This is a genomic window from Amnibacterium soli, assembly GCF_039544415.1.
Taxonomy (GTDB): domain Bacteria; phylum Actinomycetota; class Actinomycetes; order Actinomycetales; family Microbacteriaceae; genus Amnibacterium; species Amnibacterium soli.
Genome location: NZ_BAABLP010000005.1, coordinates 57,835 through 82,023, shown reverse-complemented (window position 1 = coordinate 82,023; position 24,189 = coordinate 57,835). Strand labels below are relative to the sequence as shown.

Below are 24,189 nucleotides of genomic sequence, written 5' to 3'. Positions count from 1 at the left end.
CCGTGCTCGAGCAGCACGAGCGCCCGCACCGCGATGAGAAGAGGAGGAGGACGCCGACCGGCGCGAATGGTGCGCGGCCCCGTAGCATCGGGGCTGCATGCGATCGTGGACGACGCTCACTGCGCGACGCGGCGCGGATCGTCATCGGCGACTCGTCGTCCTGGTCCTGGTCGTGCAGCTCGTGGCCGTGGCGCTGGCCGCCGCGTTCCCGGCCCTGCTCGCCGCCGCCGAGCAGAACGGCGTCCGGCAGGCGATGACGACCGCGTCCGACACCGCTCTGACGATCGTGGCCGATCGCCCGCTCGGCTCGGTCGCGCGCACCGTCCGCGCGGCGGAGTCCGCCTCGGCACGGGTCCTCGGCGACGCCGCGCGCAGCTCCTCGAGCGTCGTCGCCGTGTCGGTCACGGGCGAGGGCGCCGGCCCGGGAGGCGCGGCCCGACCCTACCTCGCCGAGTTCCCGGCCCGCGCCTTCACGGTCACGGCGGGCCGGTGGCCCGCCGCGGCGACGACCGGCGGCGCCGTCCCGGTGGCGGTCCCGGCGGCGGGGGCGGCCGTGCTGGGCGTCGCGGTCGGGTCGACGCTGCCCCTCCGGATCGACGGCGTCGACCTGCGCGCCCGGGTGGCGGCGCTGTACCGCCCGGTCGACCTCGACGGGCCCGTCTGGTCGATCGACCCCCTCAGCGGCATCGGGAACGACCCGATCCACGTCGACCCGGACGACCCGTACGGCGACCCGGTCGACGTGGTCGGCCCGCTGATCGTCGCCCCGGGCGCGCTCGACGCGGCCGGCGTCGGCCCGAGCCGCGTCGTCATCACCGCGGACCCCGACTTCTCCCGGACGTCGGTCACGGCGCTCCGCGCGCTCGCCGAGCGGCTGTCCTCCATCGACCAGACCGTGGCGGTCCGCGCGGGCGAGGCGGCCGAGAGCGTCAACGCGCAGACGTCGCTCGACACCGTGGTGGCGGGGGTGCTCGGTCCGCTGCAGATCACGCGGACCACCGCGGCGGTCGCGGGTCTGCTCCTCGTCGTGCTGGCGATGGTGGTGCTGGTGCAGGCCGCGCTGCTGCTCGACGCGGCACGGGCGGACGAGCGCGCGCTGCTCGCCGCGCGCGGGGCCGGCCGCGCGCAGCTCGCGCTGCTCGCGACGTGGGAGGCGCTGGCGGCCGCGGCCGTCGCGCTCGTGCTGGGCGTGCCGGCGGGCGCGGGGATCGCCTCCGCCGTCCGCGGTGCGCCGACGCCGCCGTCGAGCGGGTCGTGGCTCACCGGGGCCGGCGTGGTCGTCGCGGTCCTGGCCGTGCGCCTGCTCCCCCGGCTGCGTCCTGCCGAACGGATCGCCGCGCGGCCGTCGCGAGGCACCGGGATCATGCGCAGCGGCGCCGACCTCGTGCTCCTCGTGCTGGCGGTCGTGCTCGGCCAGCAGCTCGTCACCCGTCGCGTGGACCCGTCCTCCGGCATCGACCCGGTCCTCGTCGCCGCTCCGGCCGCACTGGTCCTGGCGGGCGCGCTCGTCGCCCTCCGCCTCGTGCCGCTCGTCGGTCGTGCCGGCGAGGTCGTCTCGCGCCGGGCGAGGGGCGCGGTGAGCGCGCTGGTGGGCTGGGAGCTGAGCCGGCGCTCCGCCCGTGCCACCGCCACCGTCCTGCTCGTGACGATCGCGATCGGCACGGGCGCCTTCGGCGCGATCACCGAGGCGACCTGGCGGCGGTCGCAGCTCGACCAGTCCGCGCTGGCCGTCGGCGCCCCGGTCCGCGTCCCGGCCGACGTGGACGGGCTCGCGTCGCAGTCGGCCGAACTCGCCGACGGCGCGCTCGGTGCACCGCAGCCGGCGCTCCGCAGGGAGGCGGACGTGCGCACGCCCGGCGCGGACGCACCCGACCAGCCGACGGCGGCGCTCGGCAGCGCGACCGTGCTGGGTCTCACGGGCGCGGCGCGGGCCATGCTCGACCGGGGGCGCAACCGCGAGGAGGGCGGCGCGGCGATCGGCCGCCTGCGCACGAGCGCGCCCGCCGTGACCGGCGTCGAGCTGCCCGGCGGAGCGAGCCGGCTGCGCGCCGTGGTCCGCGTCGGCGGCGCGGAGACCACGATCCCCGGCGCCGCGGCGGAGGTGCGGGCGGTCCTGGAGGGCTCGGACGGGCTGCTCTCCACCGTCGAGCTCGGCCTCGCCGCCGTCGACGCCGAGCGGCACGTCCTCGGCGGCCGCATCCCCGCGTCGGGCATGCGCCTCGTCGGGCTGCAGCTGCAGGTGCTCGTCGCCGATCCGGTCGCCTACCGGGGGAACGTCGCGGTGGACCCGCCGCTGGAGCTCGTGACGCTCGACGCCGGCGGGACGCCGCTGCGGATCCCCGCGGGCTGGACGACGGTCGGCGCGACCGGGGATCTGCGCGGCGGGCTCGCGCTGCCGGTCGAGAGCGACCTGCGGTCGAACCCGCTGACCGCCGCCGTCGTGGGCTGGAAGCCGGTCGCCGGGGTGCGCAGCGTCTGGACGCGGCACCTCCTCCAGTCCGTGCAGGCCTACCCGGGCGCCTCCTTCGCGCTCGACTTCGGGAGCGTGCTCGTGCCGTGCGACGTCGCCGGAGTCGTCACCCGGGTGCCCGGCAGCGGCGGCGCGCCCTCGGAGGCGCCGGCGCCGGACGTCGCGGTCGTCGACCAGCGCTCGCTCTCCCTGTTCCTGATCCAGTCCGGCGACGCGCTGCCGCAGGCGGACCAGTGGTGGGTGGACGTCGCCCCGGACCGGGTGGACGCCTACCTCGCCGCGCACCGCCGCGCCGCCCCCGGAGCCGACGGGGCGGTCGCGCTCGCGGAGCGGCTCACCTCCGGCCCGCTGCGCCTCGCGACCACGCAGACGCTGCACCTGCTGCTCGCGGCCGCGGTCGCGCTGGGCCTCATCGGCTTCGGGGTCGACGTGGTCGCGTCGCTCGACGCCCGGCGGCGCGAGGTGGCGCAGCTGCGCGCGATCGGCCTGCGTCGCGGGGTCCTCGAGCGCATGCTCACCGCCGAGGCGACGATGCGGGTCGCGGTCGGGGCCCTGCTCGGGCTCGGGCTCGGCGTGCTGCTCGGGGAGGTCGCCGCGTCGCACCTCGTCGTCGGCCCCGACGGCGCCCGCCCGGTGCCGGTGCCGCTGGTGGTGCTGCCCGTCGCACAGCTGCTCCTGCTGATCGGCGGCGCGGTGCTGGCGGCGCTGCTCGCCGCCCTGCTGATCATCCGGACGTTCCGCGGACTCGATCCGGCCTCGATCCTCCGCGAGGGGGACGCGTGAAGGCGCTGCGGTTCGCGCTGCTCGTGCAGCGGCGCCTCTCGGCGCGCGACCTGCCGCTGCTGGTGGTGCTCGCCCTCCTCACGACGCTGGCGCTGGTCAGCGCGATCGGCGCGCCCCGCCTGCTCGCCACGACGCTCGACCGGGCGGTGCGGCAGGCGGTGGCCGCCGAGGGGGCAGACGGCGACGTCGTCGTGCGGTCGCAGGTCGGGATCACCTCCCTCGGCACCGGGCCGATCCTCGTCGACCCGTCCCAGGTGGGCGCGCGGAGCCGGGCCCTGCGCGCGCAGCTGCCGCCGGCCGTGCGGGCGGTCACGGATCCCGCGTCCGTCGCGGCCTTCGGACCGGAGGTGCGCCTCACCTTCGCGGACACGCGCCCGCAGCTGCAGAACGGTCCGATCGGCGTGCGGGTCGCGCTCCTGACCCGACCCGACGCGGTCCGACTGCGCTCGGGTGCGCTGCCGGCCTCCCCCGTCCGCAGCGGGGTCGCGGACGTCGTGGTGTCGCAGGCGGTCGCGACCGCCACGTCGCTGCGGGTCGGCAGCGTGCTGGACGTGCCCCGCGAGCAGGGACTCCGACGCGGCACCTCCCTCCGGCTGCGGGTGACCGGCATCGTGGACCGGGTGCCGGTCGACGGTCCGTCGCCGTGGACCGACGCCGGCCCGGTGTGGCGCGCGCAGGAGAACCGGAACGGCACCTCGCCGCCGCTGCAGGTGGTCGCCCTCGCGGACGCCGCGGGCGTCGCCGCCGCAGCGGAGGCGCAGGGCCCCTTCACCGCCGTCTTCCGGATGCACGTCGCGGCGTCGCGGCTGTCCTCGGCGTCCGCGCCGGCCGTCGCGAGGTCGGTCTCGATGCTGCGCGCGAACCCCGATCCGCTGCAGGGCGGCAGCGGCGATCGGCTGACCCTGCGCTCGGAGCTGCCGGAAGCCGTCGCGCGCGCGGAGCGCCAGGCGCGCAGCGCCACCGCGCAGTTCGCGCTGCTGAGCGCGGGGGTGCTCGGCACCGCGGCGGTCGCGATCGTGCTGCTCGGCGGGCTGATCGCCGCTCGGCGACGGGACGAGACCCTGCTGCAGCGGGCCCGGGGCGCCGCCGTGCCGGCCGTGGCCGCCCCGGCGCTCGTCGAGTCCGCCGCGGTCGTGCTCGTCGCCGGAGCCGTCGCGGCCGCGCTGCTCCGCGCGCCCGTCCCGCTCGGCGCGGTGCTGATCGCCGTCGTGGCGCTGCTGGCGACGCCGGTGCAGCTCGCTCGTACCGCCGTGGGCAGCGCGGTGCGGCGCGCGCCCGCGAACCGCTCCGACCGGCTGCGGCTCCGCCGCGTGCGGACGGCACGGCGCATCGCCGCGGAGGCGGGACTGGTGCTGGTCGCGGTCGTCGCGGTCCTCGTGCTCGGCGCCGGCGGCGGCCTGAGCGGGTCGCGGCCGAACCCGCTGCTGGTGATCGCACCGCTGCTCCTCGCGGCCGCCGCGACCGTCGTCGTGCTGCGCCTGCTCCCGCCCGTCGTGAGCGGCGCGGCGCTGCTCCTCCGGCGCTCCCGCGGGGTCGCAGGCGTGCTCGTCGCGGCTCGGGCGCGGCGCACCCGCTCCGCCCTCGCGCTGCTCGCGGTCTGCATCGCGTCCGGCCTCGCGCTGAACGACGGCATGCTCGTCGCCGCGGTCGACGCCGGTCAGGAGGACGCGTCGTGGGACCGCGTCGGCGCGGACGCCCGCGCCGCGAGCGCCGTCGACGCCGCCCGGCTCCGGGCCGCTCCCGGCGTGACCGGCGCGGCCTCCCTCGTCGCGCTCCCCGGCACCAGCGTCGACCTGCGGACGACGAGCACGACCGCCACGCTGCTCGCCGTCGACCGCGGGTACCCCGCCGTCGTCGCAGCGCTCCCCGCGTCCTCCCCCGGCACCGCCGCCGTGCTCCGACGACTGCGCGGCGCGGGTCCGCGGGTACCCGTCGTCGTGGACGCCGAGACCGCCCGCAGCATGGTCGGCAGCACCCTGCAGCTGCAGCTCGACTCCGGCGTCGTCCCGGCCCGAGCGGTCGGCGTCGTCCCCGACGGCCCGAGCGGGTACCGGCAGGGTCCCTTCGTCTTCGTCGACCTGGAGGCCCTCGAGGCGCGCGCCCCCGGGCTGCGGCCGACGACGGCGCTCGTCATGGGTCCCGGTGCCGGGAGCGCGCTCAGCGCAGCCGGCGTGCCCGCCGATCGCGTGCTCACGCGAACCGGTTGGCTCGCGGCCCAGCGCGCCGGCCCGCTCGTCGTCGGCACCCGGTCCGCGACGCTGCTCGCCGCCGGGCTGCTCGGCCTCTTCGCGCTGGCCGCGCTGTCGGCGGGCGTCCTCGCGGGGGCTCCGGACCGCCGACGCACGCTCGGTCTGCTGCGCACCCTCGGCATGCGGCGGCGGATCGGCTGGTGGCTGCTCGTCGCGGACCTCGCGCCCCTCGTGGTCGGCGGGCTCGCCGGCGGCGCGGCGATCGGCGTCGTCGCCGCGGAGGTGTTCGATCCGGCGCTGGTGCTGGCCGCACTCACCGGTGGGCGCTTCGATCCGCCGGTCGTGATCTCCGGTCCGGTGCTCGGCGCCGTGCTCGGCGGCGCCGTGGTCGTGCTCGCGGCGACGGTCGCGGTCGAGGCGGTCACGTGGCGGCGGGACCGCTTCTCGGAGGTGCTGCGAGTGGGAGGACAGGGATGACCGACGACGACTACGGCGCCGACGCGCTGATCGTGTGCGACAGCCTCGTGCGGATCTACCAGACGGACGACGTCGAGGTGCAGGCGCTGCAGGGGCTCGACCTGCTCGTCGACGAGGGCGAGCTCGTCGCGATCGTCGGGGCGTCCGGCTCCGGCAAGTCCACGCTGCTCGGCGTGCTCTCCGGTCTCGACGCCCCCACCGCCGGCCGGGCGCGGGTGGCGGGCCGGGACCTGCTCGCCATGACGTCGCGGCAGCGCCTGCGCTACCGGCGCGACACCGTCGGCTTCATCTGGCAGCAGACCGCGCGCAACCTCCTGCCGTTCCTCAGCGCCGCCGAGAACGTCGAGCTGCCCATGGCCGTCGTCGGGGTCCGGCGAGCGGAGCGCACCGCCCGCGCGATGGAGCTGCTCGACGCGCTCGGGCTCGCCGAGAAGGCGCACCGGCGCCCGGCGGAGCTGTCGGGAGGCGAGCAGCAGCGGGTGGCGATCGCGACCGCGCTCGGCAACCGCCCGAAGGTGCTGTTCGCGGACGAGCCGACGGGCGAGCTCGACCGGTCGACCGGCGACGAGGTGTTCGCGGCCCTGCGCGAGGTGAACACGTCCCTCGGCACGACCGTCGTGATCGTCACGCACGACGCGGAGGTGTCCTCGCAGGTGCGCCGCACGGTCGCGATCCGCGACGGCCGCACCTCCTCCGAGGTCCTGCGACGCGATGCCGGAGGTCCCGCGCGGGAGTACGCGCTGATCGACCGGGTCGGGCGGATGCAGGTGCCCGCGGCCTACCGACGGGCGCTCGGCCTGCGCGACCGGGTGCGGCTCGAGCTGGAGAGCGACCACCTCGGCGTCTGGTCCGACGACGGGGAGGACGAGCGATGAGCGCGATCGAGGTGGCGGGCCTGACCCGCACGTTCCCCTCGGCGGCCGGCGAGGTGCACGCGCTCGAGGACGTCGGGTTCCGCGTCGAGGCCGGAGAGTTCGTGGCCCTGATCGGCCGGTCCGGGTCGGGGAAGACGACGCTGCTGAACTGCCTCGGCGGGCTGGACCGGCCGACGGCGGGCCGGATCGTCGTCGACGGCCGGGAGGTCACGGCTCTCGACGACGACGGCCGGACCGACCTGCGCCGCGACACGATCGCGTTCGTGTTCCAGACGTTCGGGCTGGTGCCGGTCCTCTCCGCGGCGGAGAACGTCGGCCTCCCCCTCCGCATGCGCCGCACGCCGCCCGCCGAGCGCGACCGGCGGGTGGCCGAGCTGCTCGAGCTCGTGCAGCTCGGCGGTCACGCGCGTCAGCGACCGGGCGAGCTGTCGGGCGGGCAGCAGCAGCGCGTCGCCATCGCCCGCGCGCTGGCCGCCGCCCCGTCCGTGCTCATCGCCGACGAGCCGACCGGGCAGCTCGACTCCGACACGGGCACCCAGATCCTGTCGCTGCTGCACGACCTGTCCCGGTCGACGGGGATGACGATGCTCGTCTCCACGCACGACCCGGGCGTCCGCGACCGCGCCGACCGCGTGCTGACGCTGCAGGACGGACGGCTGCTGCCCGAGGGCTGAGGCGGGCCGGCGCTGCCCCGCCGGCCGACCCGGCGCCCGACCGTTGGGCCCGTTCCTGCCTCGGTGCACGGCTGCGGGCCGCTCGTCCCCGGGGGCCCGCACGCCTCCCATCGCCCCGGAGCCCGCCGGTGCAGGAGGCCGCGAGGACACCGACGCCCTGCACGCTCGCGGGTGCGGGGCGGTGCTCGACCGACGCGACGGCGTCAGCGGGAGCCGAGTCGGACGCCCCGGGTGCGCATGAACGCGACGGGATCCACCGCGGTGTCGTGCACGCGGACCTCGAAGTGCAGATGGCACCCGGAGGACGCTCCGGTGGAGCCGGCGGCGGCGATCACCGCGCCCGCCTTCACCCGCTGCCCGACGTGCACCAGGAGCCGTTCCGCGTGCGCGTAGCCGGTCTGCACCCCGTCGGCGTGCTGCAGCAGGATCCAGTTGCCGTACGTGCCGTCCCAGCCCGCCTGGACCACTCGTCCGCCGGCGGCGGCCCGCACCTCCGCCCCGCACCTGGCGCCGATGTCCTGCCCGTGGTGGTACGCGCCCACTCCGGCGACCGGAGCGTCCGGGCGGGGTCCGAAGCCGTCACGCAGCGCACCGGCCGCGGGCAGGACCCACGCCGGCGCCGACGGCTGGACGATCGTCACCTCCGCGGTGCGATCGACCTTCGGCGGCTCCGCGGTCGCGGGCACGGTGTACGACTGCTCCCCCGCGTCGCTTCCCGCGGATCCGGCGTCGGCGGGGACCTCGAGGTCCAGAGCGACGTGTGCGAGCGCCGGCTCGCTGTGGGAGATCGCGCTCGGCGCCACGGCGAGCAGTGCTGCGGCGAGGAGCGCGCGGCGCCGTCGCGTGCGCGACGGGTCGACGGGACGGGGCGGTCGGTGGGCAGAACGGATCGTCATGGGCGCATTCGAGGTGCTCGAGTGGGACCGAGGGGTGGTGGTCCAGGTCGACGGGGGTGCGACGACCGCCGGCGAACCTAGCAAGACACCCCACGGGGGTATGCGCGCTCGGCCCGTGCCTTCCGCTGACCGGGACCGCGCCGCACGGTGCCGGACAGCCGGCCGGGGCACGGCGATCCGCCTCCTCGTACTCGCGGCCGCCCTGCCGAACGACGATCAGCGCAGCGTGCTCAATCGGCTCGATCGGCTCGATCGGCTCGATGCCGTGAGCCCCTGGGTCCTCGAGGTGGACGACCGCCTGAGCGGATGATGAGCACGGGCGCGCTCGCTGCACTCCGTGCATCGTTGCACTTAGAGTATCGAGCGTGTCCCTGGCCACCCGCGATCGCCGATCCGAGCTGCGCGCTCGGACCCGGGCGTCGATCCTCGACAGCGCGCGGGCGCTCATCGCGGAGCGCAGCGGTCCCCGGTTCAGCGTGGACGAGCTCGCGGAGCGCGCGGACGTGGCGCGGCGGACGGTGTTCAACCACTTCGCGTCGGTCGACGACGTGCTGCTCGCGGTCTGCGCCGAGACCCTGGCGGTGGTGGTCGACGACTTCCTCGACTCGGTCTCGCGCATGCGCGAGAGCGACGGCAGCCGGGCGTCCATGTTCGACGAGCTCGCCGCGGTGATGCACGCCTCCGACCTGCCGACGGCGATCGCGACGATGGTGCAGGTCACGGGCGGCCCGGCCGCGGCCGACGCGCACGCCGCCGACCTCGCGGCCGCCGCGTTCTCCCGCGTCGAGGCCCGCCTGCTGCTCGAGGTCGGGCGCCGCCACCCCGCAGCGGACCCGCTCGACGTCGAGCTGCTGGTCGGCTCGCTCATGCACGGCACGTCCGTCATCGCCAAGCACTGGATCGCCCGCACCGCGGGGCGCGTCGACGACGCCTCCCGAGCGGAGTGGGAGCGCCTCCTGTCGCACCTCGTGCACAGCCTGCGCTCCGGCTACCTGCTCACCTGAGCGTCACTCGAACCACGTCAGGGATCCGCCGCCGCATCCCGAACCGAGCCTCCGCCCCGCGGAGACCTGAAGGAAGGGACGCAACGGCATGGCCGGACTCCTCTACCGCCTCGGCCGCTTCGCCGCGCGCCGGCGCTGGCTCGTCGTCATCGCCTGGGTGCTCGTCCTCGCCCTGGGCGGCGGCGGCTACGCGCTGTTCGGCGGCGCGATCTCGACCGCGATCTCGATCCCCGGCACGGCCACGACGCGCGTGACGGACGAGCTCGCCCGGGAGTTCCCCTCCGCGAGCGGCGGGTCCGGCTCGATCGTGTTCCAGCGGACCGGCGCCGGCGCCTTCGACGGCGACCAGAAGGCGGAGATCGCATCGTTCCTGCGGCGCGTCGGCGACCTCGACGGCGTGCGTCGCGCGGTGGACCCGTTCACGTCGCAGCAGCGGATCGACGACCAGCGGAGCACGCTCTCGGACGGACGGCAGCAGCTCGCCGACGGCGCGAAGAAGCTGGACGACGGCCAGCAGCAGCTGGACGCGGGGCAGAAGCAGCTCGACGCGGGCCAGAAGCAGCTCGACCAGCAGGAGGCGCAGGCGAAGGCCGCCGGGCAGCTGGCCGCCGCGCAGCCGCAGCTCGACGCGGCGCAGGCGCAGCTGGACGCGCAGCAGAAGACGATCGACGCGCAGCAGCGGAAGATCACCGACGGCCGGAAGACCCTCGACACGAACCGGACGGAGCTCGAGCTGGGTCAGCGGCTGCTCACCCTGTCGAAGGACATCCGCTTCGTCAGCACCGACGGCAGCACCGCGCTCGCGACCGTGGCCTTCACGAAGCCGACCACCGAGGTGGCGCAGACGCTGAAGACCCGGATCGCCGCGGACGCGGAGCGCGCCGACATCCCCGGCGTGCGCGTGCTGATCTCGAACGAGATCGCGCAGGGCATCCCCTCCGTCGTCGGCCCGGGCGAGGTCGTCGGCCTGCTCGTCGCGGCGGTCGTGCTGGTCCTGGTGCTCGGCACGGTCATCGGCGCGGTGCTCCCGCTGGTGAGCGCGCTGCTCGGGGTCGGCGTCGCGATCCTCGGCGCCCTGTCCTTCTCCGGCGTCGTCGAGTTCGTGTCCGTCACGCCCGTGCTCGCCGTCATGCTCGGGCTCGCGGTCGGCATCGACTACTCGCTCTTCATCATCAACCGGCACCGGCGGCAGCTGAAGCAGGGGGTCGGGCTCCACGAGTCCATCGGGCTCGCCGACGGCACCTCCGGCAACGCGGTCGTGTTCGCCGGCACCACCGTCATCGTCGCGCTGCTCGCGCTGAACATCACGGGCATCCCGTTCCTCGGGCTGATGGGCACCGTCGGCGGCGTCGCGGTCGCCGTCGCGATCCTCGTCGCGATCACGCTGATCCCCGCCCTGCTGTCCTTCGTCGGGATGCGGGTCCTGCGGCGCGCCGAGCGCGCCGCGCTCGGCGCGCTCGGCGCCCCGGGCGCCGTGCGGGAGCCCACCAGGCCGATGCCCGCGTGGCGCGCGGTGGTCACCCTCGTGGCCGGCGTCGCGGTGCTGGCGGTCATCGCGCTCCCCGCGATGCACATGCGCCTCGGCCTGCCGGTCGGCTCGTCGGAGGCGGAGGACTCCACGCAGTACAAGGCGTACACGGTGACCGGCGAGCGGTTCGGGGAGGGGCAGAACGGCCCCCTCCTGGTCGTCGCGGACCTGCCCGAGCGGGCGACCGGCACCGCGCTGCTGCAGCAGGAGGTCGCCATCGGCGAGCGGATCGCCGCGCAGGACCACGTCGCGGCCGTCGCGCCGATCGGCAGCTCGAAGGACGACCGCGTGCTGGCCTTCCAGGTCGTCCCGACCGGCGGCCCGTCGAGCGAGTCGACCGAGCAGCTCGTGCACGACCTGCGCGACCTCTCGCCGGTGCAGACCGACCGCGGGAGCGTCGGGCTCGGGGTCGCGGGCAACGCGAGCGCGAACATCGACATCTCGGAGAAGCTCGGCGCGGTCCTGCCGCTCTACGTCGGCGTCGTCGTCGGCCTCTCGATCCTCATCCTGATCCTGGTGTTCCGGTCCTTCCTGGTGCCGATCACGGCGACGATCGGCTTCGTGCTGTCGCTGCTCGCGACCTTCGGCGGGCTGACCGCGATCTACCAGTTCGGCTGGCTGCACCAGGTGTTCGGCGTGCACGACCCGGCGCCGATCCTGAGCTTCCTGCCGATCATCGAGGTCGGGATCCTCTTCGGGCTGGCGATGGACTACCAGCTCTTCCTCGTCTCGGGCATGCGCGAGGCCTACGCGCACGGCGTGCCGGCGAAGCTCGCCGTGCAGCACGGCGTGCACGCGGGCCGCGCCGTCGTGACCGCGGCGGCGATCATCATGACGTCGGTCTTCTCGGGCTTCGTGTTCTCCGACTCGTCCACCATCCGGCCGATCGGCTTCGGGCTCGCCTTCGGCGTGCTGGTCGACGCGTTCATCGTGCGGATGCTGCTCATCCCCGCCGTGATGCGCCTGCTCGGCGACGCCGCGTGGTGGTTCCCGAAGTGGCTCGACCGGCTGCTGCCGGACGTCGACGTGGAGGGCGCGAAGCTCGAGCGCGCCCATCCCCCGCGGGGCCACGACGGCGCCGCCGCGCATGCGGCGGCGGGTGCCGTCGACGCGCCGAGCGACGATCCGCACCGGGACCGCGCCGCCCACCGCGCATGACGCGGCGGGCGTCAGCCGCGAGACCGCCGAGCAGACGCGCGCCCGGCTGGAGCGCGGCGGCGACGTCGATCGAGGCGGCGTCGACGACTGCCGGGCCGCCCGCACGACCTCCGGTCGCGGGCGGTCGAGACGGTGGAGCGGCTCCGCCGCGGCCGACGGTCGCGAGCGCCCGGATCCTCCGCCCGCTCGGTCGACGAGCGCAGATCAGCGGGCCGGGGTGGCGGCCCCGTCCGGCCGGAAGACCGCGCGGACGCAGCCGTCCTGCTTCTCCTTGAACATCCGGTACCCGCGCGGTCCGTCGTCGAGGGACATGACGTGCGTGGCCAGGTGCTCGGTCGAGAGCTCGCCGTCCGCGATGTGCTGCAGTATCCGCGGGATGTAGCGCTGCCCGTGCTGCTGGGCGCCCCGGACGGTGAGCGCCTTGTTCATGAGCGCACCCATCGGGAACTTGTCGATCGCGCCGCCGAAGACGCCGAGCACGAAGAGGCTGCCGCCCTTCCGGCAGGCGTAGACCGCCTCCCGGAGCGCCGTCGGCCGGTCGGTCTGCAGCCGGAGCTGCTGCTTGATCCGGTCGTAGAGGTACGCGGGCCCGGTGCTGCGGGCCTCCATCCCGACCGCCTCGATGCAGACGTCGGGACCTCGGCCGCCGGTGCGCTCCTTGAGCTCGGCCACGACGTCGTCCTTCGTGTGGTCGAGGGTCTCGGCGCCGATGTACCGCTGCACCTGCTGCAGCCGCTCGGGCAGCCGGTCGATCACGATCACCTGCTCGGCGCCCATCAGCATCGCCCCTCGGGCGGCCATCTGGCCGACGCCGCCCGCGCCCCAGACCGCGACGGTGTCGCCCGGGGTGATGCCCGCGCCGTCCGCCCCGGTCCAGCCGGTCGGCGCCGCGTCGGAGGCGAACAGGGCCGCCGTGTCGGAGACCCCGTCCGGCACGGTGAACGCTCCCTGATCCGCGTACGGGACGCGGACGTACTCGGCGTGACTGCCAGCGAACCCGCCGAGGGCGTGGCTGTACGCGAAGCAGCCGCCGATCGCCGATCCCCACATGAGGTCGGTCAGACCCGGGTTCGGGTTGCCGTTGTCGCAGAGCGAGAACAGCCCTCTCGCGCAGTACCAGCACCGACCGCAGGCGATGAACGAGCACACCGTGACCCGGTCGCCCACCCGGTGGTTCCGCACGGCCGCGCCGACCTCGACGACCTCCCCCATGAACTCGTGCCCGAGCACGTCCCCGGCGCGCATCGAGGGGATGTAGCCGCCGAGCAGGTGCAGGTCGGAGCCGCACGTCGTGCTCAGCCGCACCTTCAGGATGATGTCGCGATCGTTGAGGATGCGCGGGTCGTCGACCGTCTCGACGGCGGTCTCGTTCACTCCGGTCCAGCACAGCGCCTTCACAGCACTCCCTCCCCCGCGGCGCGCTCCGCCGCCGCCTCCACGGCGGCCCCGGTCGGAGTCGTCCTCCTCCGGCCGTGCGGCGTCGGGTCGACGCGCAGGACCTCTCCCACCTCGATCAGCTGCTTGGCCTCCCGCAGCGCCGCGCGGACCCGCTGTCGCGGGTCGTCGCCGGACAGCCGGGCCGCGGCGGACGCCGCACCCGCCGGCTCGGGCGCTCGGAGGCGGGCCCGGAGCTCGGTCCCCTTCCCTCCCGCGGCGACGCGCACCGAGACCTCCACGACGTCGCCGAGCTCGTCGAGCGGCGTCGGGACGCGTCCCTGCGGCATCACCGCCTCCGGGTCGCGGTCGATCGTGACCGCTCGCCACCGCGATCGCGGCTCGCCCGGCCCGCCGGCCGTCCGACGACGCAGCCGCCGGACGGCGAGGACGCCACCGCCGGCCACCGCCAGCACCGCGACGCCTCGCGTGCGCGCGCTCACCGGGCACCGCCCCCGGTCGCGTCGTCGTCGAACGAGAACAGCTCGCGGCGCGCTCCCGCTCCGCCCAGCGGTCGACGGGGCTGCTCGAGCCCCACCCGCACCACGCGGTCGGCGGCGAGGACCGCCGCACGCCCGCCGTGCAGTCCGCCTGCGATCATGCCTCCTCCTCCGTCACGGCGACTCGGTGCTCCGACGACCGCCGTCGGGCGGAGCCGCCCTTCGGGTCCAGCACACCTCGGAGCCGCCCGGTCCCGCATCGGCAGTTCGACCGATGCGGGAGCGGGACGCGGGTCGTGGAGCATCGGTCAGGCGCCCGCCGCGGCGCGTCCGGCGGCTCCGTCCGGCACGGTGACGTCGGCGCCCGAACCGAGCCCCTGGACGTCGGGCAGCACCGTGATGCCGGCATCGCCCGCCTTCGCCAGCAGGCGCTCCCGCTGCGCCTCGAGCGCGCTCCGCCTCGCCACCGGGGCGGCGGCGAGGAGGTCGTCGAGCGCGGCGAGCAGACGACGGGCGACGAGCGGCGAGGAGGCGCCGAGCCCCACGATCTCCTCGAAGGCCACCGCGACCCAGCCGTGCCAGTCGAGCTCGCGCGTCACCAGCCGCACCGTCCCGTCCTGGTCCCGGTGACGTCCGGACGGCAGGTCGCGGAAGCAGAGCTGACGCGCGGCGTCGTGGATCCGGTCGACGGCCTGCACCGCCGTGGCCGGGTCGTCGAAGGGGCTGGAGGCGATGCTGCGCTCCGCGATGTCGACGAGCTTGCGGAACCCGTACGCGGCGTCGCCGACGTGGCTGCGCTCGTTGTCGAGCAGGATCATCCGGCGGACCGCCGCGGCGTCGACCGGCGTCCCCGTGCTCGAGACCAGCAGCGGCGCGTCGCGCGGGACGAAGTCGCCCACCGCGACGAGCATCTCGAGGCCGTCCTCCGCCTTCCGGGCGTGCTCGACCAGGCCGTCCACGTCCAGCACGACGACGACGCCCGCCTGCGCGGCGGTGACGACTCCCGGGTCGCGTCTCGGCCGGTCGCGCTCCGGGAACGACCGGTCGATCTCGGCCTGGAGGTTGTCGCCGACCACGTCGATCAGCCCCGCGACCCGCAGCGACTGGCCCGCGTGGTGCACGTACGCCACCAGCACGACCAGGCTGCCGAGCAGCAGCAGGTACCCCAGGGCCACCGTGACGCTCGGCACCCGACCGCCGGGCTCCGCCTGGTCGTCGACCCGGGCGACCGCGACCATGCAGTAGAGGAACGTGGCGGCGAAGAGCCCCTGCGCGAGCTGGCTCCGCCGGTCGGAGAGCAGGGCGCGGACGATGCGCGGCGAGAACTGCTGCATCGCGAGCTGCACGCCGAGCGTCAGCACCGTGAGCACGATCGTCGTCAGGGTCAGCATCGACGACGCGGCGGTGCTCAGGATCGTCTGCACGGCCGTCGGGCTGCCGAGCCCGTCGCCCGGGACCAGGTCGTACCCGAGTGCGCCGTCGATCGCGAGGGCCAGCACGACGGCGACCACTCCGGCGGCGATGCACAGCAGGGGCACGGCCCACAGGCTGTTGGTGCGCCAGCGGTGCGCGGCGACGGAGCGCCGCGTGCTCACGGGCGCACCCCGGCCCGGCCCGGGGACGCCGGGCCGAGGTGTCCCGCCGCCATCAGCCGGCCATGGCGGGCTTGAGCACGACCTTCGTCCACCCGTCGTCGCGCCGGTCGAAGTGCTCGTACGCCTCCGGCGCGGCCTCGAGCGGCAGCTCGTGGCTGACGATGAACGAGGGCTCCGCCTTCCCGGCGGCGATCAGGTCGCGCAGCTGCCGGTTGTACTTCTTGACCGGAGCCTGCCCGCTGCCGATGTGCTGGCCCTTGAACCAGTACATCCCGTAGTCGAACGCGACCTGCCCCTGCTTCGCGAGCTCGTCGACCCCGCCCGGGTCCTGCGGGACGAAGACGCCGATCGAGCCGATCCGCCCCGTGAAGCGCACCGACCTCACCAGCTTGTTGAGCGTGTCGTTCGGGTGCTCGTTCCCCTCCGGATCGTGCGCCTGGTAGCCGACGCACTCGCACCCGTTGTCCGCGCCGAGCCCCATCGTCTGCTCGAGCACCGCCTCGACCGGGTCGACCTTCGAGTCGTCGATCGCGATGGCGCCGATCGACTCCGCGAGGCGCAGCCGGTCCGGGTGCCGGTCGACCACCATCACCCTGCTCGCGCCGCGGATCGTGGCCGACAGGGCGGCCATCAGGCCGACGGGCCCGGATCCGTAGATGACCGTCGAGTCGCCCGGGGAGACGCCCGCCAGCTCCGTCGCGTGGTAGCCGGTCGGCCAGATGTCGGCGAGCATCACGTAGTCGTTGGCGCGCTCGTCCGCGTCCTCGCCGAGCCGCAGGCAGTTGAAGTCGCCCCACGGCACCCGCAGCAGCTCCGCCTGACCGCCCGCCCACGGTCCCATGTCGGCGAAGCCGTACGCGGCTCCCGCCCACTCGGCGACCGGTTGCGCGGTGAGGCAGTAGTTGGTGAGCCCGCGCTCGCAGTTCTTGCAGTGCCCGCACGCGACGTTGAACGGCAGGACGACGCGATCCCCGACCCGCACCTTGTCGACGCCGTCCCCGACCTCGACGACCTCGCCCATGTTCTCGTGACCGAACCAGCGGCCGGTCTCGAAGTCGGTGCGCCCCTCGTACATGTGCAGGTCCGAGCCGCAGATGTTGGTGGTGGTGATCCGGACCAGCACGTCGGTCGGGCGCTCGATCCGGGCGTCCGGCACCTCCTTGACCTGTACGCGATTCGGCCCCTCGTACACGACAGCCTTCATGGCGGAGTCCTCGTTCCCTCGTGATCGTGGTGTGCTCGGTACCCGCGTCGGGACCGGGTCCATCGGACCGCGAGCCGGCGGGCGGCCGCATCGGCAGACCTGCCCATCTCGATGAGAGGCCGCGGGTCCGATGTCAACCTCCTGCGCGATCCGGCCTCACGGAGTACTCCTGGAACGGGTCGCCGGGAACGGGGGTCCTGAGCGGCGCGGACCGCTCACCCGGTGGGTGGCAGGAGGGGGCGACGGCATGACCGAGGAGATCGCGCTCCGGCTCGCGGACGTCGCGGCGTCCACCGAGTCCCTGCCCGTGCGCGCGGAGGCCCTGCTCGTCGAGCTCGGACGGTCGATCCCCTTCGACAGCGCGTGGATCGCCCTGGCGGATCCCCTCGGCGCCGGCTACTCGTCGCTCGCCGGCATCGGGCTCGACGAGCGCACGGTGCGCTACCTCGGCGGCCCGTCGATGGCGCACGACATCGAGGTGACGGGCGCCGACCGGGTCCGGCCGCCGCTGAGTCCGTCGGACCTGGCCTACCCCGCGGAGGACCTGCCGACCTGGGCGGAGTGCCTCCTCCCCGCCGGGTACCACGAGGGGCTCGGGGTGTCGTTGTTCGGACCGGGGCACCGGCACATCGGCTTCCTCGCGCTGTTGTCCGGCGACGCGACGCCGCCGAGCGACGCCGTGCGGCGCCGGCTGGACGGGCTCACGTCGGTCCTCGCCCAAGGCGTCGATCCCATGCGCTCGGTGCTGGTGCTGGCCGGGCTCGTGCAGCACGCCGAGGCCGGGGCGCTGCTCGCCGTCGGCGGTCGGGTCGCCGCGCTGCCCGGGTTCGTCGCGGATCCGCTGCTCGCACCCGGCTCCGCCCTGCTCGACGCCGCACTCGGGGCGCTGAGCGGAGGTCGGCTGCACGCCGCCTTCCTGTGGCCCGACGACGGCGGAGGACGCGACCACCACGGGTACGTGCGCGTCACCGCGCTGACGGCGCCCGACGAGATCGGCACCGGGTTCTCCGGCGTCGTGCTGCTCGCTCCGGCCGGGTCACTGCACGGTCTGACCGCGCGGGAGCTGGAGGTGCTCGGCCTGGTCGTCGACGGGTGCTCGAACCAGGCGATCGCGGACGAGCTCGTCGTGGCTCCCCGCACGGTCGCCGCGCACCTCGAGCACATCCTCGTCAAGCTCGACGCGCCGTCGCGCACCCTCGCAGCGGTGCGGGCCGAGCGCATGGGCCTCTACGTGCCGCCCGTGCGCCGGGGCTGCTGACCGCGGCGATCCGACCGGTCGCCCCGGCACCGACGCACGGCTGAGCGACGGCCGAGGCCTCCGCCGGCTCGGCAGTCCTGCCGATGCGCGCCGGTCCCGCGCGGCCCTGTGATGGGACCGCTCGAACGACCAGGGCATCGGGAGGGAGGACCGCCGTGGCCACCACCGGACGGGATGCGCTGCACGCCGGGCTCGGGGTGCTCAGCCTCGCGCTCGGCGCGGCGCCGCTCCTCGCACCGCGTGCCGTGGCCCGGGCCGCGGGGCTGAGCACCCGCACCGGGGTGCTCGGCCTGCTCCGCGCGATCGGCGTGCGCGAGCTGGCCGTCGCCACCGGGCTGCTCGGCACCCGGCACCCCGCATGGCTGTGGGCGCGCGTGGGCCAGGACGCGATGGACGTGCCGCTCGCCTGCCTGACCACGGCGGCGAAGCAGGGCGAGGACCGGACGCGCACGGCGCGCGTCACCGCGTTCCTGGTCGCGGTGACCGTGGTGGACGTGCTCGCGGCGGTCCGCGCGAGCCGCGGCCCCGCACGGACCGGATCGACACGGAGGAGATGACCGATGGAGTGCAGAGCAGCAGCGACGATCAGGCGGGACGAGGCCGAGATCCGCTCCCGGCTGCCGGAGGCGGACCCTCCGCTGTCCGGCGACGACGTGGTGGTGACCTTCGCACCGGCGCCCGGCGCACGCGGGACCGAGGTCCGGGCGGTGCTCGAGGCGGGTTCGGGCGGGCCCCTCGGCGCGGTCGTCGGGGCCGTGACGGGCACCGACCCGGAGCGGCGGCTGAGCGACGCGATGCGCCGGTTCAAGCAGCTGCTCGAGACCGGCGAGGTGGTGCGGTCCGAGGGCAGCCCGGAGGGCGCGGACGCGCCGCGCATGCGCACGCAGCACCCCGCCGAACCGCTCGGCACCGAGCACTAGCCCCGGTCCGCCGGGCCACCGAGGAGCAGGAGGAGAAGGACATGCGAGCGAACTGCTGGATGGGCCGGACGAGCGTCGAGGTGCGCGACGTGCCGGACCCCGCGATCCTGAACGACCGCGACGCGATCGTGCGGATCACCTCGACCGCGATCTGCGGGTCGGATCTGCACCTGTACGACGGGTTCATCCCGACGATGGAGAAGGGCGACGTGCTCGGCCACGAGTTCATGGGCGAGGTCGTCGAGGTGGGCGGAGGCGTCGGGAACCTCCGGGTGGGCGACCGGGTGGTCGTGCCGTTCCCCATCGCGTGCGGTGCGTGCAACGCCTGCGCGGCCGGGTACTACTCGGTGTGCGAGAACTCGAACCCGAACGCCGGCATGGCCGAGCAGCTGTGGGGCTACGCCGGAGCCGGCATCTTCGGGTACTCCCACCTCACCGGCGGGTTCGCCGGCGGGCAGGCGCAGTACGCACGCGTGCCGTTCGCCGACGTGGGGCCGATCAAGATCGAGAACGATCTGCCCGACGAGAAGGTGCTGTTCCTCTCCGACATCTTCCCGACCGGGTACATGGGGGCGGAGATGGCCGACATCCGCGGCGGCGACGTCGTCGCGGTCTGGGGCGCCGGGCCCGTCGGCCTGCTCGCGATGGCGAGCGCCCGCCTCCTCGGCGCGGAGCGCGTCATCGCCGTCGACCGGTTCGACTACCGGTTGCGCAAGGCGGCCGAGCAGGTCGGCGCGGAGACCATCGACTACGGGAAGACCGACGTGCAGGAGGTGCTGAAGGACCTCACCGCGGGCCGCGGGCCCGACTCCTGCATCGACGCCGTCGGGATGGAGGCGCACACCGAGGTGGCGCCGCTGCAGCTGTACGACCGCGCGAAGCAGGCGGTCCGCGCCGAGACCGACCGCGGCCCCGCGCTCCGGCAGGCGATCACGTCCTGCCGGAACGGCGGGACGGTCTCGGTGATCGGCGTCTACGGCGGCCTCATGGACAAGTTCCCCGTCGGCTCGTGGATGAACCGGAGCATCACCCTGCGGACGGGGCAGTGCCACGTGCAGCGCTACACGCGGCCGCTGCTCGAGCGCATCGAGCGGGGTGAGATCGACCCGAGCTTCGTGATCTCGCACCGGCTGCCGCTCGAGGAGGCACCGCGTGGCTACGAGATCTTCAAGGAGAAGCAGGACGAGTGCACGAAGGTCGTGCTCTCCGCGTGAGGGGCGAGGCGACGTGCCGCTGCTCACCCGCAGTCCGATCCACCCTCAGTGGTGGTGCCGGGGGCGTGCCGCCGCATCACCGTCGCGGGCATGCTCCTCGAGGACGCCATCGGCGCCCCGCTGCTCGCGGTGGTCGTCGGAGCGCTGACGGCGCCGGTCGGCCTGGCGATCGGCATGCAGGGCGCTCGTCGCGGCCCCGCTCCGCTCGGCCCGACGCGCAGCGGCGACGCCGGACTCGCGGTGCTCGTCACCGGGCTCGTGGCCCTGATCTCGGAGTCGGCGGGATCGCGTTCGCGGTGCTGAACGGCTGACCGCAGCCGCAGCCGCTCACGCCGGGCGGCGGGGCGATTCCGCGCACCGGTGCCCTCGGAGCCGACGGCCGGAGCGGTGGCGAACCGGTACGAGCCCGCGGGCCCTTCTGGACCTCCGACGACGGCCTCCGCACGGGAGGGGCGTGCGCGGCGCAGCGCTCGCGCAGCGCGGACGGGCAGGATCACGGACGTGAGCGAGGCGGCCTCGACCGGACCGGTCGGCGAGCTGCGCGCCGTCCGCCGCGGTCGCATCACGATCAGCCGGCTGCACCGCAGCGGCCCCCGCCCCTACCGCCTGCTCCTCGTGGGCAGCCGGAGCGTCGTCGGCTCGGGCAGCCCGTCCCCCGACGACCGGTGGTTCGCGGAGCACCTCGCCGACCGCGCCTGGCTGCAGCTGCGCCGCGGCGTCGACCTCGACGTGCTGTGGGAGCTGCGTCCCGTGCTGGCCGCGCTGCGCCGCTCGGTCGTGCCGTGGCGGCTCTGGCGCTACGACGCCGTGGTGCTCGTGCTGACCGCACCCGCGGGGCTGCGCGGCGCCGGCCGCCTGCTCGGGCTCTCCTCCCCCGTGCGCAGCGCCGTCGAGCGGCTCGCCCGGTCCAGCGCCGTCCTGCTCGTCGCACTCGAGCCGGCGGCGCTGCAGCGCTCGCTCGGGGTCGAGCGGCTCGTGGAGCGTGCGCCGGGCGATCAGGACGCGGAGCGCCGGGCCGTCCGCGCGCTCGTCCTGCCGAAGGGCGCCTCCGCCGGCGCGGACCGCATCGCGCAGGAGCTCGTCGACCCGGCGCTCGGCGCTCTCGGCGGGCTCCCGCGGGACGAGGAGGACGAGGAGCCGCGACGGCTCCGCGCGCTCGACGAGCTGGGGCTGCGGGAGGGGGTCGCACCGCCCGAGCTCGACCGGCTCGTGCGGTCCGCCCGCGCCGCGTTCGACGTGCACCTCGCCGCCGTGAACGTCGTGGAGCGCGATCGCGTGCTGAACGTCGCGGCGTCGGGCGCGGTGCGCACCACCCGGCTGCCCCGCGCCCTCGCCCTCGCCCTCTGCGACGCCGCGCTGACCTCGCGCGACGCGGTCGTGATCCTCGACACGTGGGCGGACCCCGGGCTCGCCGGGAACGAGCTCGTCCGCGGCGACCCGCCCGTGCGGTTCTTCGCCGCCTACCCGCTCGAGTCCCTGGAGGGGCACCGCGTCGGCGCCTTCTGCATCTACGACACCGTTCCCCGGGAGGCGGAGGAGGTGGACCTCGAGCTGCTCCGCGACTTCGCGCTGCTCGCGGAGGCGGCGATCACCGCCCCGGGGCACGCGGCGGCCGGCGACAGGGGCTGATCCGGGTCAGAGGTCGCCGCGCTCCACGATCTCCTGGAAGCGCCGCCGCTCGTTCCGGCGCCCGAGGTCGTTCCTGGTGCGGACCGCAGCGGCCACAGCGACGTCCGACTCCATGAGGGTGCGCAGCTGCGGCGGCGCCGCTCGCCAGCGGTCGAGCCAGTCGCGTGCGGCGTCCTCGTCCAGCGCGATCATCACCGCCGCCAGCGTGAAGCCCGGCGGCTCGTCGAGGCACATGCGGTGATCCTCGCTCCGCGAGCCGGGGAAGCGCTCGTCAGCACGCGCGGCTCCCGGGAATCGCAGGCGGGGCTCCGCGTCGCGGTCCTGCGTCTCGACGCGGCCACGCTCACCCCGCCGTTCGGCCGTGCGGGCGCAGCATCGCGCGGGCCGTCAGCGCGCAGGCGCCGCGGAGCTCCTCCGATGCGGCGAGCGTCGGCGGCAGGTCGCCGCGCGGGACGACGCGGAAGCCGAAGCGGGGGAACCAGCATTCCGCCGTCTCGGTGAGCAGGGCGATCGGGGCCTGCACCTCGTCGCCGTGGAGCAGCGCGGCCCGCACGAGCGCGGCACCGACGCCGGTGCCGCGCGCGTCCGGCCGGGTCACGACCGAGCGCAGGAGGAGGGCCCGCTCCGAGCCGGAACCGTGCTCCTCGAGGGCCGCCACGCCGGCGGGACCGTGATCGTCCTCCGCGACGAACCGCAGGGCGACGCCGCGGAGCCCCGCGAGCGGCAGCCCCGCCTCCTCGACGAGCCGCTCGATCGCGGCGGCGTCGTCGGGCGTCGCACGCCGGACCGCCGTCACACCGTCGCCAGCGTTCCCGCGACGGCGTCGAGCGCCCCGGGGACGAGCGCGTAGTAGGCCCAGGTGCCGCGCCTGCTGCGCGTGAGGAACCCCGCGTCGACGAGCACCTTGAGGTGGTGCGAGACGGTCGGCTGCGACAGGCCGAGCGGCTCGGTCAGGTCGCACACGCAGGCCTCGCCGCCGTCGTGCGCCGCCACCATCGAGAGCAGCCGGAGCCGCGCGGGGTCCGCGAGCGCCTTGAGCACCGTCGCGAGCGCCGTCGCGCCGCCGGAGCCGAGGGGCTCGCGCGTGATCGGCGAGCACGCCTCCCCGACGCAGCAGGCCGCGCTGGTGGAGCGGATCGGCAGCTCGACGGTCGTCACGCTCCGAGTCTCCCACCTGCATCGATGTTCGTCTATGTTTCCATCGACACCCGTCGATCCAGGAGGTCCAGATGTCCGACGAGACGCCCTCGGTGCTGTTCGTGTGCGTGCACAACGCCGGCCGCTCGCAGATGGCTGCCGGGTTCACCGAAGCGCTCGGCGGCGGCCGCGTGCGCGTGCTGTCGGGCGGCAGCGAGCCGGGCAGCGCGATCAACCCGACGGCCGTCGCCGCGATGGCGGAGGTCGGCATCGACATCGCCGGACGGCAGCCGCGCGCGATGCAGGTGGACGACGTCCGCGCCTCCGACGTCGTCATCACCATGGGCTGCGGCGACGCGTGCCCCGTCTTCCCCGGCAAGCGCTACGAGGACTGGGAGCTGACCGATCCGGCAGGGCTGCCGCTCGAGCAGGTGCGCCCGATCCGCGACGAGATCGAGTCGCGGGTCCGTGCCCTGCTCAGCAGCCTCGAGCACTGACCCCGTTCCGATTAGATCGGAGGGAGGTGGACCATGGCGGACGACACCGGCTGCTGCAGCGGCTCCTGCTGTTGAGCGAGGAACGCAGGGCGGTCCGGCGCCGACGACGCCGGACCGCCCTGCCCGTCAGTAGTCGATGCGCCCCGCGCGGCTGTGGAATTCGCCCGTCGGCCCGTCCTGGTCGAGCAGCGCGAGCGCGACGGTCGCGTCGGTGCCCTCCGTGACGGTCTGGTGCCCGCTGTGCCCGTTGAAGTCGGTCGCCGTGTAGCCGGGGTCGGACGCGTTGATCCGCATCCCGGGCAGGTTCTTCGCGTACTGCACCGTCAACGCGATCACGGCGGCCTTCGACAGCGCGTAGGGGACGCTCGGCACGGGGAACTCGTCGTGGGCCGGGTCGGTCAGGAACCGGGGCCAGCCGACGCCGGACGCGACGTTGACGACGACCGGGTTCGCGGAGCGGCGCAGCAGCGGCAGCGCCGCCTGCGTCACCCGCACGATGCCGAGCACGTTCGTGTCGAGCACGGCCGCGGCGGCCTCGGCGGTCAGCCCGTCGACGCCGTGGACGTCGCCGATCACGCCGGCGTTGTTCACCAGCACGTCCAGCTCGGGCAGGTCGGCGAACGCGGCGTCCACCGACGCCTGGTCGGTGACGTCGAGCTGCACGACGCGGGCGCCGAGGGCGCGCACGGCGTCGCCCTTCGCCGGGTCGCGCATCGCTGCGACGACGGTGTGGCCCGCGTCCAGCAGGCGGCGGGCGGTCTCGAGGCCGAGGCTCTTGTTCGCCCCGGTGATCAGTGTCGTGGTCAT

At 75.3% G+C, this 24,189-nt stretch carries 24 protein-coding genes; 14 read left to right on the top strand and 10 right to left on the bottom strand.

Going from position 1 to position 24,189, the window contains the following annotated elements; translation table 11 throughout:
- Positions 1-97 precede the first annotated feature (97 nt).
- Genes ABEA53_RS12645 through ABEA53_RS12630 form a run of 4 tightly spaced genes read left to right on the top strand, consistent with a single transcriptional unit; the run spans position 98 to position 7,468 of the window.
- Positions 98-3,253, top strand: coding sequence for an FtsX-like permease family protein (locus ABEA53_RS12645; protein ID WP_345481580.1), 3,156 nt, complete (start codon positions 98-100; stop codon positions 3,251-3,253).
- Complete coding sequence (locus tag ABEA53_RS12640) at positions 3,250-5,919, top strand: FtsX-like permease family protein (protein WP_345481579.1); 2,670 nt, start codon at positions 3,250-3,252, stop codon at positions 5,917-5,919. Before ABEA53_RS12645 ends, ABEA53_RS12640 begins: the two co-directional genes overlap by 4 nt.
- Positions 5,916-6,794, top strand: a complete 879-nt coding sequence (locus tag ABEA53_RS12635) for an ABC transporter ATP-binding protein (protein ID WP_345481578.1) — start codon at positions 5,916-5,918, stop codon at positions 6,792-6,794. The genes ABEA53_RS12640 and ABEA53_RS12635 overlap by 4 nt, the downstream gene beginning before the upstream one ends.
- On the top strand, positions 6,791-7,468 hold the full coding sequence (locus tag ABEA53_RS12630) for an ABC transporter ATP-binding protein (protein ID WP_345481577.1): 678 nt from the start codon (positions 6,791-6,793) through the stop codon (positions 7,466-7,468). The genes ABEA53_RS12635 and ABEA53_RS12630 overlap by 4 nt, the downstream gene beginning before the upstream one ends.
- A 203-nt stretch (positions 7,469-7,671) precedes the next feature.
- Here ABEA53_RS12630 and ABEA53_RS12625 read toward each other — a convergent pair whose 3' ends face one another.
- Positions 7,672-8,364, bottom strand: coding sequence for a M23 family metallopeptidase (locus ABEA53_RS12625; protein WP_345481576.1), 693 nt, complete (start codon positions 8,362-8,364; stop codon positions 7,672-7,674).
- On the opposite strand from ABEA53_RS12625, the gene ABEA53_RS12620 reads away from it, so the two are divergent.
- The 3 genes from ABEA53_RS12620 to ABEA53_RS12610 all read left to right on the top strand — a co-directional run bounded on the left by ABEA53_RS12620 (position 8,363) and on the right by ABEA53_RS12610 (position 12,054).
- Complete coding sequence (locus ABEA53_RS12620; RefSeq protein ID WP_345481575.1) at positions 8,363-8,674, top strand: hypothetical protein; 312 nt, start codon at positions 8,363-8,365, stop codon at positions 8,672-8,674. The genes ABEA53_RS12625 and ABEA53_RS12620 overlap by 2 nt on opposite strands.
- Positions 8,675-8,729: 55 nt before the next feature.
- Positions 8,730-9,368: a TetR/AcrR family transcriptional regulator gene (locus tag ABEA53_RS12615; RefSeq protein WP_345481574.1), complete on the top strand. Its 639-nt coding sequence runs from the start codon at positions 8,730-8,732 to the stop codon at positions 9,366-9,368.
- An 88-nt stretch (positions 9,369-9,456) separates the two neighbouring features.
- Positions 9,457-12,054 carry an MMPL family transporter gene (locus tag ABEA53_RS12610; protein WP_345481573.1) on the top strand — a complete coding sequence of 866 codons (2,598 nt, stop codon included), beginning with the start codon at positions 9,457-9,459 and terminating at the stop codon, positions 12,052-12,054.
- 204 nt (positions 12,055-12,258) lie between these two features.
- On the opposite strand, the gene ABEA53_RS12605 is transcribed toward ABEA53_RS12610, so the two are convergent.
- From ABEA53_RS12605 to ABEA53_RS12585, 5 genes are all read right to left on the bottom strand, one after another.
- On the bottom strand, positions 12,259-13,428 hold the full coding sequence (locus tag ABEA53_RS12605; RefSeq protein ID WP_345481572.1) for a zinc-dependent alcohol dehydrogenase: 1,170 nt from the start codon (positions 13,426-13,428) through the stop codon (positions 12,259-12,261).
- A 20-nt stretch (positions 13,429-13,448) separates the two neighbouring features.
- Positions 13,449-13,931, bottom strand: coding sequence for a hypothetical protein (locus ABEA53_RS12600; RefSeq protein ID WP_345481571.1), 483 nt, complete (start codon positions 13,929-13,931; stop codon positions 13,449-13,451).
- The gene (locus tag ABEA53_RS12595) at positions 13,928-14,089 is read right to left on the bottom strand and encodes a hypothetical protein (protein ID WP_345481570.1); all 162 of its coding nucleotides are present in this window, start codon (positions 14,087-14,089) and stop codon (positions 13,928-13,930) included. Before ABEA53_RS12595 ends, ABEA53_RS12600 begins: the two co-directional genes overlap by 4 nt.
- Positions 14,090-14,236: 147 nt before the next feature.
- On the bottom strand, positions 14,237-15,523 hold the full coding sequence (locus tag ABEA53_RS12590) for a DUF2254 family protein (RefSeq protein ID WP_345481569.1): 1,287 nt from the start codon (positions 15,521-15,523) through the stop codon (positions 14,237-14,239).
- Positions 15,524-15,575: 52 nt separating this feature from the next.
- A complete protein-coding gene (locus ABEA53_RS12585; RefSeq protein ID WP_345481567.1) occupies positions 15,576-16,727 on the bottom strand; it encodes a glutathione-independent formaldehyde dehydrogenase in 1,152 nt (383 codons plus the stop codon).
- 247 nt (positions 16,728-16,974) lie between these two features.
- Between ABEA53_RS12585 and ABEA53_RS12580 the strand changes: the two genes are divergently transcribed.
- From ABEA53_RS12580 to ABEA53_RS12555, 6 genes are all read left to right on the top strand, one after another.
- Positions 16,975-17,985 (top strand): helix-turn-helix transcriptional regulator, encoded by a 1,011-nt coding sequence (locus ABEA53_RS12580; RefSeq protein WP_345481566.1) that lies wholly within the window; start codon positions 16,975-16,977, stop codon positions 17,983-17,985.
- 155 nt (positions 17,986-18,140) lie between these two features.
- Complete coding sequence (locus ABEA53_RS12575) at positions 18,141-18,542, top strand: hypothetical protein (protein WP_345481565.1); 402 nt, start codon at positions 18,141-18,143, stop codon at positions 18,540-18,542.
- A gap of 3 nt (positions 18,543-18,545) precedes the next feature.
- The gene (locus ABEA53_RS12570; RefSeq protein WP_345481564.1) at positions 18,546-18,905 is read left to right on the top strand and encodes a hypothetical protein; all 360 of its coding nucleotides are present in this window, start codon (positions 18,546-18,548) and stop codon (positions 18,903-18,905) included.
- A gap of 41 nt (positions 18,906-18,946) precedes the next feature.
- A complete protein-coding gene (locus ABEA53_RS12565; protein ID WP_345481563.1) occupies positions 18,947-20,119 on the top strand; it encodes a zinc-dependent alcohol dehydrogenase in 1,173 nt (390 codons plus the stop codon).
- A gap of 90 nt (positions 20,120-20,209) precedes the next feature.
- The gene (locus ABEA53_RS12560; RefSeq protein WP_345481562.1) at positions 20,210-20,422 is read left to right on the top strand and encodes a hypothetical protein; all 213 of its coding nucleotides are present in this window, start codon (positions 20,210-20,212) and stop codon (positions 20,420-20,422) included.
- Positions 20,423-20,620: 198 nt separating this feature from the next.
- Positions 20,621-21,748: a GAF domain-containing protein gene (locus tag ABEA53_RS12555; RefSeq protein WP_345481561.1), complete on the top strand. Its 1,128-nt coding sequence runs from the start codon at positions 20,621-20,623 to the stop codon at positions 21,746-21,748.
- 6 nt (positions 21,749-21,754) lie between these two features.
- On the opposite strand, the gene ABEA53_RS12550 is transcribed toward ABEA53_RS12555, so the two are convergent.
- The 3 genes from ABEA53_RS12550 to ABEA53_RS12540 all read right to left on the bottom strand — a co-directional run bounded on the left by ABEA53_RS12550 (position 21,755) and on the right by ABEA53_RS12540 (position 22,906).
- Positions 21,755-21,982, bottom strand: a complete 228-nt coding sequence (locus ABEA53_RS12550; protein WP_345481560.1) for a hypothetical protein — start codon at positions 21,980-21,982, stop codon at positions 21,755-21,757.
- A 109-nt stretch (positions 21,983-22,091) separates the two neighbouring features.
- Complete coding sequence (locus ABEA53_RS12545; RefSeq protein ID WP_345481559.1) at positions 22,092-22,544, bottom strand: GNAT family N-acetyltransferase; 453 nt, start codon at positions 22,542-22,544, stop codon at positions 22,092-22,094.
- Positions 22,541-22,906 carry an ArsR/SmtB family transcription factor gene (locus tag ABEA53_RS12540; protein WP_425550631.1) on the bottom strand — a complete coding sequence of 122 codons (366 nt, stop codon included), beginning with the start codon at positions 22,904-22,906 and terminating at the stop codon, positions 22,541-22,543. The genes ABEA53_RS12545 and ABEA53_RS12540 overlap by 4 nt, the downstream gene beginning before the upstream one ends.
- Positions 22,907-22,977: 71 nt before the next feature.
- On the opposite strand from ABEA53_RS12540, the gene ABEA53_RS12535 reads away from it, so the two are divergent.
- Positions 22,978-23,382 carry an arsenate reductase ArsC gene (locus tag ABEA53_RS12535; protein WP_345481558.1) on the top strand — a complete coding sequence of 135 codons (405 nt, stop codon included), beginning with the start codon at positions 22,978-22,980 and terminating at the stop codon, positions 23,380-23,382.
- A gap of 126 nt (positions 23,383-23,508) precedes the next feature.
- Here ABEA53_RS12535 and ABEA53_RS12530 read toward each other — a convergent pair whose 3' ends face one another.
- Positions 23,509-24,189, bottom strand: a complete 681-nt coding sequence (locus ABEA53_RS12530) for an SDR family NAD(P)-dependent oxidoreductase (protein WP_345481557.1) — start codon at positions 24,187-24,189, stop codon at positions 23,509-23,511.

Coding starts and splice junctions, on each gene's coding strand:
- ABEA53_RS12645 (WP_345481580.1), top strand. CDS start 98: ATGCGATCGTGGACGACGCTCACTGCGCGACGCGGCGCGGATCGTCAT.
- ABEA53_RS12635 (WP_345481578.1), top strand. CDS start 5,916: ATGACCGACGACGACTACGGCGCCGACGCGCTGATCGTGTGCGACAGC.
- ABEA53_RS12630 (WP_345481577.1), top strand. CDS start 6,791: ATGAGCGCGATCGAGGTGGCGGGCCTGACCCGCACGTTCCCCTCGGCG.
- ABEA53_RS12620 (WP_345481575.1), top strand. CDS start 8,363: ATGGGCGCATTCGAGGTGCTCGAGTGGGACCGAGGGGTGGTGGTCCAG.
- ABEA53_RS12625 (WP_345481576.1), bottom strand. CDS start 8,364: ATGACGATCCGTTCTGCCCACCGACCGCCCCGTCCCGTCGACCCGTCG.
- ABEA53_RS12610 (WP_345481573.1), top strand. CDS start 9,457: ATGGCCGGACTCCTCTACCGCCTCGGCCGCTTCGCCGCGCGCCGGCGC.
- ABEA53_RS12595 (WP_345481570.1), bottom strand. CDS start 14,089: ATGATCGCAGGCGGACTGCACGGCGGGCGTGCGGCGGTCCTCGCCGCC.
- ABEA53_RS12585 (WP_345481567.1), bottom strand. CDS start 16,727: ATGAAGGCTGTCGTGTACGAGGGGCCGAATCGCGTACAGGTCAAGGAG.
- ABEA53_RS12580 (WP_345481566.1), top strand. CDS start 16,975: ATGACCGAGGAGATCGCGCTCCGGCTCGCGGACGTCGCGGCGTCCACC.
- ABEA53_RS12570 (WP_345481564.1), top strand. CDS start 18,546: ATGGAGTGCAGAGCAGCAGCGACGATCAGGCGGGACGAGGCCGAGATC.
- ABEA53_RS12565 (WP_345481563.1), top strand. CDS start 18,947: ATGCGAGCGAACTGCTGGATGGGCCGGACGAGCGTCGAGGTGCGCGAC.
- ABEA53_RS12560 (WP_345481562.1), top strand. CDS start 20,210: ATGCTCCTCGAGGACGCCATCGGCGCCCCGCTGCTCGCGGTGGTCGTC.
- ABEA53_RS12550 (WP_345481560.1), bottom strand. CDS start 21,982: ATGTGCCTCGACGAGCCGCCGGGCTTCACGCTGGCGGCGGTGATGATC.
- ABEA53_RS12535 (WP_345481558.1), top strand. CDS start 22,978: ATGTCCGACGAGACGCCCTCGGTGCTGTTCGTGTGCGTGCACAACGCC.
- ABEA53_RS12530 (WP_345481557.1), bottom strand. CDS start 24,189: ATGACCACGACACTGATCACCGGGGCGAACAAGAGCCTCGGCCTCGAG.